This is a genomic window from Streptomyces sp. TLI_053 (genome assembly GCF_900105395.1).
GTDB lineage: Bacteria > Actinomycetota > Actinomycetes > Streptomycetales > Streptomycetaceae > Kitasatospora.
The window spans coordinates 3,442,744-3,455,781 of the sequence record NZ_LT629775.1 but is presented as its reverse complement, the minus strand read 5'-3'; the positions used below and the strand labels follow the sequence as shown (position 1 = coordinate 3,455,781).

Sequence of the window (13,038 nt, the reverse complement as noted above, 5' to 3'; positions counted from 1 at the left end):
AATGCCCGGAATCTCCACCACGGCCCCCTAATGTGCTGGCGCGGAACCGTGCGGGTGCGACCCGGCGCGCCGCGGACCAGGTCGGCCGAGGGCATGGGAGCAGCCAGCGATGATCCAGATCACCGGACTGACCAAGGTGCACCGGGGAGGAGGCCCCCCGGTGCTGCTGGACCTGACCTTCGAGGCCCGCCCGGGCGCGGTGACGGCCCTGCTGGGCCCCGAGGGGGCCGGCAAGTCGACCGCGCTGCGGCTGATGCTGGAACTCGAACGGGGCCGGGGAGTCACCCTCTTCGACGGTCGCACCTACCGTCGGCTGCGCCGGCCGGAGCGCGAGGTCGGGGTGCTCCTGTCGGGACCGGGCGACGCCTCCGGGGCGGCCGACCTCGCCGGACACCCCGGCCGGAAGGCCCGGGGGCACCTCAGGATGCTGGCCGCCGCGGTCGGCGCGCCCGCCCGGCGGGCGGACGAACTCCTGGAGCGGACCAGGCTCGCGGCCGTCGCCGAGCAGCGCCTGCGCACCTACTCACCGGGCATGCACCGGCGGCTCGCCCTGGCGGCCGCGCTGCTCGGCGAGCCCGGAACGCTGCTCCTGGACGCGCCCACCGAAGGGCTCTCGCCGCGCAATGTGGAGTGGTTCCACGCCTTCCTGCGGTCCTTCGCCGCGGACGGGGGCACGGTCCTGGTCACCACCCGCACCCCGCAGGAGGCCTCGCAGCTGGCCGACCGGGTGGTGACCCTGGACCGGGGACGGATGGCGGCGGACCAGTCGGTGACGGACTTCCGGCGCACCCGGCTCAGCCCGGAGGTCGCGGTGCGGGGTCCTCAGATGGCCCGGCTCGCCGATCTGCTGGCCGGTCAGGGGGCGCAGGTCCGGCGGGACGGGGGGACCGAGCTCGCGGTGTCCGGCGTCGGCCGGACCGAGATCGGTGAACTCGCCTACCGCCACGGCATCCTGTTGCACGAACTCGCCGACCGGGTCGTCGAGCGGCCGGCCCCCCGGGCGGACCTGCGGGTGGTCGCGAGCGGCCCGGGCCGCCCCCGGACGCCCCGAGAAGCAGATGCCCCGGTCGCCCCGGCGGCGCCGACGGACGCGCCGGCGCCCGAGGACGCGGTGACGACCGAGCAGGTCGAGCAGGTCGAACAGGCCGGGCGGGCCAGGCAGGCAGAGCAGGCAGAGCGGGCCGGAGAGGCCGACCGGACGCTGGCGATGCCGGTGGCGCGGCCCCGGGTGACGGCCGCCGCCCGGGACCTGGAGCCCGCACCCACCCTCGCCCTGCCGGTCGCGGCGCCCCCGGCCGGTGGCTCGTCGGCCGTGGCCGCGTCCGCCGCGCCGGGTCCCCGCCGCGGCGCCCGGGCCGTCACCCGGCAGGCGGCCGAAGCGGCCGGGGCGACCGGGGCGACCGGGGTCCTCGACAGGGCCGGCGGGACCGGGACCGGAGGGACCGCCCGACGCGGCGGCGGGCGGCGGGAGGACGAGACCTCGCCGGTCGTAGCGGTGGACCGGCTCTTCCGCGAGGGACTGACCGGCCTGGCACGCTCGGCGGTGGCCCCCGTTCCCGCGTCGAAGGCCGAGGCCCACGAGCACCCGGGGAAGGCGGCCGACGGACTGCTGAGCGACGACACCGTCCGCCTGGGCCGCGTCACCCGCTCGCAGTCCGACCGGGCCGAGCGGCCCGCGCCCGACCGGTCGGCCTCAGCGGATGCGGACCCGGCCGGGACGGATCCGACCGGGCCCGTCGTCCCCGTCACCGCTGACCCCACCGCCTCTTCCGGCCCCACTGGCCCTTCTGGCCCCTCAAGCCCCTCCGGCCCCTCCGGCCCTTCCGACCTTCGGAGCGAGTGAACCGTGCGAGTTCTGGCTTATGAGCTGCGCCGGGTGCGCGGCCTGCGTTCGACCTGGCTGCTGCTCGGGCTCGTGGTGCTCTGCGACGCCGTGGTCGCCGGCGTGCTGGCGGGCCAGGTGGGGGACCGGACCCTCGGCGGCGCGGCCGCGGTGCGGCTGCTGACGGCGGCGGTGCCGCTGGTGCCGCTGCCGTTCGCGGCGCTGGGCGCCGGCGTGCTGGGCGCGCTCGCGTACGGCCACGAGGTGCGGCACCGGGGGCTGGCCGCCTCGCAGGTGTCCTACCCGCGCCGGGTCCGGCTGCTGACGGCCAAGCTGGCGGTGACCGGTGCCCTCGCGGCGCTGCTCGCCCTGGTCACGCTGCTGGTCGACGCGGTGACCGTGCACTTCGCGCTGCCCGCCGGGGTGACGGTGGCGGCCTGGTCGGACCACGCCGCGCTGTCCGTCCGGGTCGCGGAGGCGCTGGCCCCGTCCGGTCCCGGCGGGCTCGACGTGCTGCCGACGGTGGCGGCGCCGCTGGCCCTGCTGGCCGGCCAGGGGGCGCCGACGGCGCTGCTGGCCTTCGTGCTGCTGGTGGTCGTGGCGGGCTGGACCGGGGTCCTGACCGCCGCGCTGACCCGCAGTGCTACCGCCGGGGTACTGCTGCTCTGCGCGCTGCCGCCACTGCTGGAGTCCGTCGTGGCGCTGGTGCTGCGGCAGAGCGGGAAGCCCTGGCCGGCCCGGGCGGCGGAACTGCTGCCGTTCCCGTCGGGGATCGAGTGGGCGTACGGATGGGTGTACGGCGGGGTCGGCCGGGCGGCGAGGGGCGTGTCCTCGGCTCCGGCCCTGACCGATCCGGCGCTGCTGGCCGCCGTGGCGACGCCGGTACTGGTGTTGCTGCTGGTCACCCTGGTGGTGCAGGCCCGGCGCCGGGCGTTCTGAACCGGCGGCGGCCCGGGGCGGTTCGCGAAGATCGACCAAGGGTGACCGTAATGAGTGGTTCGCCCTGATAAGAAGTCAATTATCCAGTCACGGGCGATCACCCTTTCGTGTGCTTTTCACGAGAATTCTCAAGCTGTGCCCGCCGATCGCCGACAAAGGAGCTGTGAGTACCCTTGCGCACCCCACCATGACCCCCGCCCGTTCCGCCGATGGGGCCATTCCCGGCTCCGCCGACCTGGACCGCTACTCCTACGCCGACCGGCCCGTCCCGCCGGCCCCTCGCTGGGAGGGCGCCGAGTCGGACCTCGCCCGGGTCGGCCGCAAGACCACCAGCAGCCGGGGCCGAGGCCTGCACGGCCAGCTGGTCCAGCAGTTGGGCCAGATGATCGTCTCCGGCGACCTCGGCGCCGACCGCCCGCTCGTCCCGGAGGAGATCGGCCAGCGGTTCGAGGTCTCCCGCACCGTCGTCCGCGAGTCGCTGCGCGTGCTGGAGGCCAAGGGCCTGGTCAGCGCCCGCCCCAACGTCGGCACCCGGGTCCGTCCGGTCAGCGACTGGAACCTCCTGGACCCGGACATCATCGAGTGGCGCGCCTTCGGCCCGCAGCGCGACGAGCAGCGCCGGGAGCTGTTCGAGCTGCGCTGGGCGATCGAGCCGCTGGCCTCCCGGTTGGCCTCCGGCCACGGCCGGGAGGACGTCCAGCAGCGGCTGGCCGAGCTGATCGAGATCCTGGGTCACGCCTGCGCCCAGGCGGACCTCGCCACCTACGCCCGGGCCGACGCCGAGCTGCACGTGCTCATCCTGCAGCTCGCCGGCAACCGGATGCTGGAGCACCTCTCCGGGATCGTCGCCTGCGCGCTCCAGGTGTCCGGCGGGCCGGCCACCGCCTGCGAGCGGCCCTCGGAGGCCTCGGTCGGGATGCACGCCCGACTGGTGGAGGCGCTCGGTTCCGGCGACGGCAGTGCCGCCGAGAACACGATGCGGGCGCTGCTCACCGTCCACCCCGAGATCGAGCCGTCCGTTCCGGCGCCCCGGGAGCACTGAGCGGACCGTTCGGCGACCGCACACCGCCGCCCCGTCCCGCGACCCGCTCCCGACCCGCTCCCGACCCGCCCCGTCGTGGTCCGACGCCCGCGACTCCTCCGCGGCCTCCCGAATTCCCCCTCCCGACCCCGGCCCCCCGGCTGCCGCCACGGTGCGGCCGGGGGGTCTCCGCACGTCCGGGGCCGCGCGGAGCGCAGGTGCGGCACGGTCGCACGGAGCGGAGGGACGGAGGGGGCGGAGGAAACGGAGGAAACGGAAGGCGAAAAGGAGACGGAGGGGGCGGAAGGGGTCTCCCGGCGGCGGTCCGGCGGCGGTCCGGCGTCGGTCCGGCGGTGGTTCGAGGGGGGTTCGGAACCGGTCCGCACCCGCCGAACAGCAGAATGGCGTGTCCATGGTGAATGGTTCGGTCGCGGGTGGGGGATGATGGAGGTCGGCCCCGGGCCGCGGCCGCCCACCGGTGTGACCCGCGACACGAAGGCCATGCGTAACACTTGACGAGCAGCAGCGATGTCTCCTGAGCGGGAGCAGCTCCGGAATAGTCCAACGTGTCAGAATGCTGTGTTGGTCCGCGGCGCTGCTGCCGTCCTGCAAACCCAGACCTCAAACCCGAGTCGGTCGGAATCGACACCGCGTGCCCGACGCGCGATCTCCTTCCCCGCCCGCTCGGGCGGCCGGTACGGGTTCGAGTCCACTCATCGTCCGAGAGGTTGTTCGTGTCGGCCAGCACATCCCGTTCGCTTCCCCCCGAGATCGCCGAGTCCGCGGCTCTGCTGGCGCTCATCGAGCGGGGCAAGGCCCAGGGGCAGATCGCCGGTGACGACGTACGCCAGGCGTTCGAGGCGGACCAGATCCCGGTCACCAAGTGGAAGAACGTCATGCGCAGCCTCAACCAGGTTCTGATTGAGGAGGGGGTGGACCTCATGGTCAGCGCGGCCGAACCGGCCGGCGCCAAGCGCAAGAGCGTTGCTGCCAAGAGCCCCGCCAAGCGCACCGCGACCAAGGCGGTCACCACCCGGAACCCGGCCGCTCCGTCGGCCCCGACCAAGCCGCCCGTGCGCATCGCGCCCGGTGCGCCCGTCTCCACGCCGACGGTCGCGGCCGCCGCCGCGCCGGTCAGCACCGTGTCTGCCGAGATCACCGTCGAGGGGGCGACCGTCGGCACCGAGGTGAAGGCGGCCGTCGCCAAGAAGGCCGTGGCCAAGAAGGCCGTCGCCAAGAAGACCGCGGCGCCGGCCAAGAAGGCCGCCGCCAAGAAGACCACCACCGCCAAGACCGCGGGCAAGGCCGGCGAGGAGGAGGCCCTCGGCGAGGAGGAGATCCTCGAGGACGTCGCCCTGCCCGGTGACAAGCCCGCCGCCGAGGGCGACGCCCCGGAGGAGGAGTCGGAGGGCTTCGTCCTCTCCGACGACGACGAGGACGACGCCCCGGCCCAGCAGGTCGCCGTCGCCGGTGCCACCGCCGACCCGGTCAAGGACTACCTGAAGCAGATCGGCAAGGTCCCGCTGCTCAACGCCGAGCAGGAGGTCGAGCTCGCCAAGCGGATCGAGGCCGGCCTGTTCGCCGAGGACAAGCTCTCGGCCGCCGACAAGCTCGCTCCCAAGCTCAAGCGCGAGCTGGAGATCATCGCCGAGGACGGCCGCCGGGCCAAGAACCACCTGCTGGAGGCCAACCTCCGCCTGGTGGTCTCGCTGGCCAAGCGCTACACCGGTCGCGGCATGCTCTTCCTGGACCTCATCCAGGAGGGCAACCTCGGTCTGATCCGTGCGGTCGAGAAGTTCGACTACACCAAGGGCTACAAGTTCTCCACCTACGCGACCTGGTGGATCCGCCAGGCGATCACCCGAGCGATGGCCGACCAGGCCCGCACCATCCGTATCCCGGTGCACATGGTCGAGGTCATCAACAAGCTGGCCCGCGTCCAGCGCCAGATGCTCCAGGACCTGGGCCGCGAGCCCACCCCGGAGGAGCTGGCCAAGGAACTCGACATGACCCCCGAGAAGGTCATCGAGGTCCAGAAGTACGGTCGCGAGCCCATCTCGCTGCACACCCCGCTCGGCGAGGACGGCGACAGCGAGTTCGGTGACCTCATCGAGGACTCCGAGGCGGTCGTCCCGGCCGACGCGGTCTCCTTCACCCTGCTCCAGGAGCAGCTGCACTCGGTCCTGGACACCCTGTCCGAGCGCGAGGCGGGCGTGGTCTCGATGCGCTTCGGCCTGACGGACGGTCAGCCGAAGACGCTCGACGAGATCGGCAAGGTGTACGGGGTCACCCGTGAGCGCATCCGCCAGATCGAGTCGAAGACCATGTCCAAGCTGCGTCACCCGTCGCGCTCCCAGGTGCTGCGCGACTACCTGGACTGATCGACGGTTCGGCACCAACGGTCCGACCGGAAGGCCCGGGGCTTCGCGCTCCGGGCCTTCCGGCTGTTCGGGAGGGGTGGACGTCACCGTCCGGGTGGCCGTTGTCGCTCGTCCGGGTGGCGGTGCGCCGCCGAGCGGTCGCGGAACGTGGCCGGTCACCTACGCTGTGCCGGTTGCCTGCTGCCGAGCCACCTGGAGACACGGTGCCGCCCACCCCGGACCGTCCGGACCGCGCCGACCTGCCGACCGGCGCCTCCCGCGCCCGCCGCTCCGCCGTCCGTCCGCCCCGCCACCGCCGGGCCGCCGTGCTGACACTGCTGGCCGCGCTGCCCGCGCCGCTGCTGGTCCTCGGCCCGGCCACCGCCGCCACCGCGCAGGCCCGGCCGCAGGGGCGGATCGTCGGCGGAACGACCGAGAGCACGGGCGACCACCCGTGGATGGTGGCCCTGGCCAGCCGGCAGCAGTTCGGCTCCGGCCGCTCGGGCCAGTTCTGCGGCGGTGCGCTGGTCACCCCCACCAAGGTGGTGACCGCGGCGCACTGCTTCTACGACGAGTCCGGCGGGCACCAGGTGGACCGGCCCGGGCTGCGGGTCGTGGTCGGCCGGGACGACCTGGGCGGACGACTGGGCCAGGAGGTGGAGGTGCGGGAGGTCCGGATCCACCCCGACTACTCCTTCACCACCAATATGAACGATGTGGCGGTGGTCACCCTCGCCGAGGCGCAGCGGGGCCGGCCGGTGATCGACCTGGTCGGCCAGGGCGAGACCGAGCCGTACCGTGCGGGGACCCTCGCCCGCGTCTACGGCTGGGGGGACACCACCGGCCACGGCGACTACTCGTCCCGGCTGCGGGGTGTGGATGTGCCGATCATCGCGGACCACACCTGCGAGCAGGCCTACCCGGGCGGCCGGGACGGGCGTTTCGACGCCCGGGGCATGGTGTGCGCGGGTGAGGAGCAGGGCGGGAGGGACGCCTGCCAGGGCGACAGCGGCGGGCCGCTGGTGGTCGCGGGCCGGCTCGCGGGGCTGGTGTCCTGGGGGACGGGCTGCGCCGAGGCCGCCCACCCGGGCGTCTACACCCGGATCGCCTCGGTCTCCGACGCCGTCCGCTCCCTGCTGTAGCCGATCGGGCACGGGCCGCCGCCCGATCGGGCGGCCCCGGGGAGCGGCCCGGCCGGGGCCGAACGGTCCGGGGCCGGGCGGTGCGGGAGCCGGTGCTCCGGAGGCGGGCGGACCGGGAACGACGAAGCCGGGCGGCCGGCCCCCGGAGGGGCGGTCGCCCGGCTCACCCGGTCACACGCGGTGTGCGACCGGACACAGCTCGACGTCGGTCTGCTGCTGCTGGCGCTCGGGATCAGCGCTCGTCGTCGTTGGCCGTGGCGGCAGTGGTGCCGAGGCGGTTGCTCTCGTCCTGTATCTCCACGGCGATCTTCTTGAGCTCCGGCTCGAACTTCCGGCCGTGGTGGGCGCAGAAGAGCAGCTCTCCACCGCTGGCGAGTACGACGCGCAGGTAGGCCTGGGCGCCGCAGCGGTCGCAGCGGTCAGCCGCGGTGAGCGGGCTCGCAGGGGTCAGAACAGTAGTCACGTCGCCTCTTCTCTAGCTCGACGAGCTGTCGTACCAGGGTCAACATCCAACCAGGCCGAAAACGTTCCCGCTCGTGGCTTTTCTTCTCTGAGGATTCTGCTGTGTTGATGAGGACGTGCCCCGGGGGCCGGTGGTTCATGCGTACCGGATCCCAGGATCCGCCCGCGGCTCGAACGCCCGATCGGAACCGGGTGCGGGAGTCCGCGTAGCATAATCCTCTGCTGGGTTGGAGCATAAGCCCCGTCCCGGGCCCCGGTAGCCTGCATAACGGCAGTTCCGGAGCCTGTGCCCGGCCCCACGGTCCGCCAGGACCGGTGGTACCGGGAGGAGATGGAGCCCCGGCGTCCCGAATCCGGCACGGCTCTTGTTCGCGGAGCGCGTACAAGCTGCGCGGGACCGGCCTGCCGTGCTGTGCACCCAGCGGAGGGGTGCGCACACGGAGGGGAGCGGCTGTCGGTGCGGTGTGCTGCACTGGCGGACGCTCCGGACCTGTCCGGATGTGCCCCGATGTGACCGATGAGACAGAACTTCACCGAGGAGAGTGCCGCGTGAGTGCCGAAACGACCGTGCCGTCCGCTCTGCTGGCCGGCGACGACGGTTCCAACTACACCGCTCGGCACCTGCTCGTCCTGGAGGGTCTGGAGGCGGTCCGCAAGCGTCCCGGCATGTACATCGGCTCGACCGACAGTCGTGGCCTGATGCACTGCCTCTGGGAGATCATTGACAACTCGGTGGACGAGGCGCTGGGCGGCTACTGCGACCGGATCGAGGTCGTCCTGCACGAGGACTCCTCGGTCGAGGTCCGCGACAACGGACGCGGCATCCCGGTGGACGTCGAGCCCAAGACCGGGCTGTCCGGCGTCGAGGTCGTGATGACCAAGCTGCACGCCGGCGGCAAGTTCGGCGGCGGCTCCTACGCGGCCTCCGGCGGTCTGCACGGCGTCGGCGCCTCCGTGGTCAACGCGCTCTCGGCCCGGCTCGACGTCGAGGTCGACCGCAGCGGCCACACCCACGCGATCAGCTTCCGGCGCGGCACCCCCGGCATCTTCACCGAGGCCGGCCCGGACGCCCCGTTCGAGGCGGCCAACGGCCTCAGCCGGGCCCGCAAGGTGCCCAAGACCCGCACCGGCACCCGCATCCGGTACTGGGCGGACCGGCAGATCTTCCTCAAGGACGCCAAGCTCTCGCTGGAGCACCTGCACAACCGGGCCCGGCAGACCGCCTTCCTGGTCCCCGGCCTGACCATTCTCGTGCGTGACGAGCGGCTCACCGAGAGCGAGCAGATCGACGAGAGCACCTTCCACTTCGACGGCGGCATCGCCGAGTTCTGCGAGTTCCTGGCGCCGGACAAGCCGATCAGCGACGTGCTGCGGCTGCACGGCGAGGGCACCTTCAAGGAGACCGTGCCCGTCCTGGACGAGCTCGGGCACATGACGCCGACCGAGGTCACCCGGCAGCTCGGCGTGGACATCGCGCTCCGCTGGGGCACCGGTTACGACACCACGCTGCGCTCCTTCGTCAACATCATCGCCACCCCCAAGGGCGGTACCCACGTCACCGGCTTCGAGCGCTCGCTGGCCAAGACCGTCAACGAGGTGCTGCGGGCCACCAAGCTGCTGCGGGTCGCCGAGGACGACGTCACCAAGGACGACGCCACCGAGGGACTCACCGCCGTGGTCACCGTCCGGCTGGCCGAGCCGCAGTTCGAGGGCCAGACCAAGGAGGTGCTCGGCACCTCGGCGGCCAACCGGATCGTCGCGGCCGTCGTCGCCAAGGAGCTCAAGACCTTCCTCACCTCCGGCAAGCGGGACGAGAAGGTCCAGGCCCGGGCGGTGCTGGAGAAGGTCGTGGCCGCCGCCCGCACCCGGGTCGCCGCCCGCCAGCACAAGGAGGCCCAGCGCCGGAAGACCGCGCTGGAGACCAGCTCGCTGCCGGCGAAGCTGGCCGACTGCCGCAGCGACGACGTCGACCGCAGCGAACTCTTCATCGTCGAGGGCGACTCCGCGCTCGGCACCGCCAAGCTGGCCCGCAACTCCGAGTTCCAGGCCCTGCTGCCGATCCGGGGCAAGATCCTCAACGTGCAGAAGGCGTCCGTGAGCGACATGCTCAAGAACACCGAGTGCGCGGCGATCATCCAGGTGATAGGGGCCGGCTCGGGCCGCACCTTCGACATCGACCAGGCCCGGTACGGCCGGGTCATCTTCATGGCCGACGCCGATGTCGACGGCTCGCACATCCGCTGCCTGCTGCTGACCCTGTTCCAGCGGTACATGCGGCCCATGGTCGAGCAGGGCCGGGTCTTCGCGGCCGTGCCGCCGCTGCACCGGATCGAGCTCACCAACCCCAAGCGCGGCCAGGAGAAGTACCACTACACCTACTCGGACGCCGAGCTGCGCTCCACCCTGCTGGAGTTCCAGCGCAAGAACCTGCGCTGGAAGGACCCGGTCCAGCGGTACAAGGGCCTCGGCGAGATGGACGCCGACCAGCTGGCCGAGACCACCATGGACCCGCGCCACCGCACGCTGCGCCGGATCAACCTGGGCGACCTGGACCAGGCCGAGAAGGTCTTCGACCTGCTGATGGGCAACGACGTGGCGCCGCGCAAGGAGTTCATCGTGGACTCGGCGGCCACCCTGGACCGTTCGCGCATCGACGCCTGAGCGCGTCGCCGGAAGGGGCCCTCCACCCGTGGGTGGAGGGCCCCTCCGTGTCGGTTCCACCCGCCGTCCACCCCGGCGCCGATCAGCCGCGGGCGGCGGATCCGTAGCGTCGGAGAGGTCGCACAGAGCCTTCCCGGACGGAGAACCCCGATGCCCACCCTGGTCGACGCCGCTCTCGTGGTGGTGGTGATGGTGCTCGTGCTCCGCCGCCAGATGCGCCCCCGGCGCCTGGACACCGACCGCCGCTCCTGGGTGCTGCCGCTGGTCCTCGCCGCCGTCGCGCTGCGGGATCCGCAGCTGATCGACCGGCGGGACACCGGCTGGTCGGTCGTCCTGCTCGGCTGCGGGGTGGTCGCGGTGCTGGCGGCCGGCTCGGTGTGGGGCTGGACCGTCCGGCTGTGGCGGGACGCGGACGGGGCGCTCTGGGCCCAGGGCACCCGGGCCACGCTGGCCGCCTGGGGCGGGATGATCGCGATCAGGATCGGCCTGTTCGGGCTCGGGGCGGCGCTGCACCTGCGGCAGTCGGGCAGCGCGCTGCTGCTGGGCCTGGCGGTGCTGCTGCTGGTCCGTTCGCTCGTGGTGCACTGGAGGGCGCGGGCCCTGGTGCCCACGGGGCGGGTCACCCTGACGTCCTGACCACCGCAGTGCGCACGAGGAGGCACCACCTTGGTCGAGGTCGACCGGTTCTGGACCCGCTGGCCGTCCCGGGAGGGGCTGGAGCGCGACGCAGACAGCCGCCCCCGGCGGATCCTCGCCGGGCTCGGCCGGCTCGCGCTGCTGACCACCGTCTGCTGGGGGACCTTCTCGGACGGCCGGTACTCCGGCTGGGCGGTGGCGGCCGAGGTCGCCGGGCTGGTCGCGGCGGTCGCGCTCGCCGCCGGCTTCCTGCACGTCTGCCGGGAGCAGCGCCCGGCACCGGCGTACGCGCTGGCGGCCGCACTGTCCGCGACCGCCTGGCTGGCCAACGCGGGGCACGCCTACCTGCTCGCCGACGTGCTCTGGTACGGGCTGGCGGTGACCGCGCTGATCCGGCTGCCGCCGGGGCCGGCGCTGCTCACCGCCGGGGCCTCGCTCGGCTCCTACGCGGCGGTCAGCTGGGCGGGCGCCCTGAGCATCACGGCCACCTGCGGCGGACTGCTGCTGCTCGGCTACCTGTTGCGGCTGGACGTCGAGGCGCGCGGCACGGCGCGGCGGCTGCTGGTCCAGGAACGGGCCGCGCGGGCCGCCGAGGCGGAGAGCGCGGCGCTCGCCGAACGGGCCAGGATCGCCCGGGAGATCCACGACGTGCTGGCGCACAGCCTCTCCGCCCAGCTGGTGCACCTGGAGGCGGCCCGGCTGATGCTGGACGCGGGCACCGACCGGGAGCGGGTCCGGGAGCGGGTGGTGGCCGCCCGGCGGATGGCGCAGGACGGGCTGGCCGAGACCCGGCAGGCGCTGTCGGCGCTGCGCGGCGAGTTCACGCCGGTCGGCGACTACCTGGTGGAGCTGACCGGGCGGGAGCGGGCGGACTTCCGGGTGGCCGGGATGCCGCGTCCGCTGGCCGCCGAGGTGGGGCTCGCGGTCCGGCGCACCGCGCAGGAGGCTCTGACCAACGTGCGCAAACACGCCCCCGGCGCGCGCTGCACCGTCGAGCTGCGCTATCTGCCCGAGGACGTGGAGCTGGAGGTGCGGGACGGGGCCGCGGGGCGCGCGGGAGCGCCGGGCGAGCTGGCGGCGAGCGGTGGCGGGTACGGTCTGCTGGGGATGCGCGAACGCGCTGAACTGCTCGGCGGCAGCCTGCTGGCGGGCCCGTACGAGGGAGGATGGCGCGTGCTGCTGCGAGTGCCGGCATGACGGGGCCGGCGGTGACCAGGGTGCTGGTCGCGGACGACCAGACCGTGGTCCGGGAGGGCATCGTGATGCTGCTCGGGCTGCTGCCGGGGATCGAGGTGGTCGGTGCGGCGGCGGACGGCGAGGAGGCGGTCGCGCTGGTCGCGCGGCACCGTCCGGACGTGGTGCTGATGGACCTGCGGATGCCGCGCTGCGACGGCGTCGAGGCGACCCGGCGGATCCGGGCCGGGTACCCGGGCACCGAGGTCGTGGTGCTCACCACCTATGCCGACGACGAGTCGCTGTTCCCGGCCCTTCAGGCGGGGGCGCGGGGGTACCTGACCAAGGACGCGGGCGGCGAGGAGATCGCCCGGGCGATCGCGGACGTCCGCTCGGGGGCGGCGGGGCTCTCGCCGCAGGTGCAACTGCGGCTGCTGGAGCGGCTGTCGGGGGAGCCGGGCGCGGTCGGCGCGGTCGGCCCGGTGCCGACCGGCCAGTCGTCCGGTCAGTCCTCCGGTCGGGCGGGCGCGGAGCCGCCGGACGGGCTGACCGCGCGGGAGGCGGAGGTGCTGGGGCTGATCGCGGAGGGCCTCTCCAACTCCGAGATCGCCCGTCGGCTGTACGTCAGTCCGGCGACCGTGAAGACCCACATCAACAACCTGTTCGCCAAGACCGGCGTGCGGGACCGGGCGCAAGCGGTCGCGTACGCCTTCCGAAACGGAATCACCGGGTCGCCGCAGTAGTCGGATGAGCGTCTGTCGGATCATCGATCACCTCATCGAGTGAACGTATCTGCGTTGGGAGTTTGGGGAGTTGGGGCGA

The 13,038-nt window shown here is 73.4% G+C and carries 10 protein-coding genes; 9 read left to right on the top strand and 1 reads right to left on the bottom strand.

What is annotated here, in order from left to right:
- Window positions 1-109: 109 nt before the first annotated feature.
- The 5 genes from BLU95_RS43285 (at window position 110) to BLU95_RS13670 (ending at window position 7,284) form a co-directional block, all read left to right on the top strand.
- Window positions 110-1,843 carry an ATP-binding cassette domain-containing protein gene (locus BLU95_RS43285; protein ID WP_107452551.1) on the top strand — a complete coding sequence of 578 codons (1,734 nt, stop codon included), beginning with the start codon at window positions 110-112 and terminating at the stop codon, window positions 1,841-1,843.
- Window positions 1,844-1,846: 3 nt separating this feature from the next.
- Window positions 1,847-2,761, top strand: a complete 915-nt coding sequence (locus tag BLU95_RS13685; RefSeq protein WP_159424883.1) for a hypothetical protein — start codon at window positions 1,847-1,849, stop codon at window positions 2,759-2,761.
- 109 nt (window positions 2,762-2,870) lie between these two features.
- Window positions 2,871-3,803 carry a FadR/GntR family transcriptional regulator gene (locus BLU95_RS13680; RefSeq protein ID WP_093860259.1) on the top strand — a complete coding sequence of 311 codons (933 nt, stop codon included), beginning with the start codon at window positions 2,871-2,873 and terminating at the stop codon, window positions 3,801-3,803.
- Window positions 3,804-4,516: 713 nt separating this feature from the next.
- Window positions 4,517-6,163, top strand: coding sequence for an RNA polymerase sigma factor (locus BLU95_RS13675; RefSeq protein ID WP_286158629.1), 1,647 nt, complete (start codon window positions 4,517-4,519; stop codon window positions 6,161-6,163).
- A 308-nt stretch (window positions 6,164-6,471) separates the two neighbouring features.
- Window positions 6,472-7,284, top strand: coding sequence for a S1 family peptidase (locus BLU95_RS13670; protein ID WP_400750103.1), 813 nt, complete (start codon window positions 6,472-6,474; stop codon window positions 7,282-7,284).
- A 232-nt stretch (window positions 7,285-7,516) separates the two neighbouring features.
- On the opposite strand, the gene BLU95_RS13665 is transcribed toward BLU95_RS13670, so the two are convergent.
- On the bottom strand, window positions 7,517-7,747 hold the full coding sequence (locus tag BLU95_RS13665; RefSeq protein ID WP_030396621.1) for a DUF7455 domain-containing protein: 231 nt from the start codon (window positions 7,745-7,747) through the stop codon (window positions 7,517-7,519).
- A 548-nt stretch (window positions 7,748-8,295) separates the two neighbouring features.
- On the opposite strand from BLU95_RS13665, the gene BLU95_RS13660 reads away from it, so the two are divergent.
- The 4 genes from BLU95_RS13660 to BLU95_RS13645 all read left to right on the top strand — a co-directional run bounded on the left by BLU95_RS13660 (window position 8,296) and on the right by BLU95_RS13645 (window position 12,959).
- A complete protein-coding gene (locus BLU95_RS13660) occupies window positions 8,296-10,407 on the top strand; it encodes a DNA gyrase/topoisomerase IV subunit B (RefSeq protein ID WP_093860257.1) in 2,112 nt (703 codons plus the stop codon).
- Window positions 10,408-10,557: 150 nt separating this feature from the next.
- Window positions 10,558-11,043, top strand: coding sequence for a DUF1453 family protein (locus tag BLU95_RS13655; protein WP_093860256.1), 486 nt, complete (start codon window positions 10,558-10,560; stop codon window positions 11,041-11,043).
- Between the two features lie 30 nt (window positions 11,044-11,073).
- Window positions 11,074-12,240, top strand: coding sequence for a sensor histidine kinase (locus BLU95_RS13650; protein ID WP_093860255.1), 1,167 nt, complete (start codon window positions 11,074-11,076; stop codon window positions 12,238-12,240).
- A complete protein-coding gene (locus tag BLU95_RS13645; RefSeq protein WP_093860254.1) occupies window positions 12,237-12,959 on the top strand; it encodes a response regulator transcription factor in 723 nt (240 codons plus the stop codon). The genes BLU95_RS13650 and BLU95_RS13645 overlap by 4 nt, the downstream gene beginning before the upstream one ends.
- Window positions 12,960-13,038: the final 79 nt, after the last annotated feature.

Excerpts from the sequence above, each read along its gene's own strand:
- BLU95_RS43285 (WP_107452551.1), top strand. The coding sequence starts at position 110 with ATGATCCAGATCACCGGACTGACCAAGGTGCACCGGGGAGGAGGCCCC.
- BLU95_RS13655 (WP_093860256.1), top strand. The coding sequence starts at position 10,558 with ATGCCCACCCTGGTCGACGCCGCTCTCGTGGTGGTGGTGATGGTGCTC.
- BLU95_RS13645 (WP_093860254.1), top strand. The coding sequence starts at position 12,237 with ATGACGGGGCCGGCGGTGACCAGGGTGCTGGTCGCGGACGACCAGACC.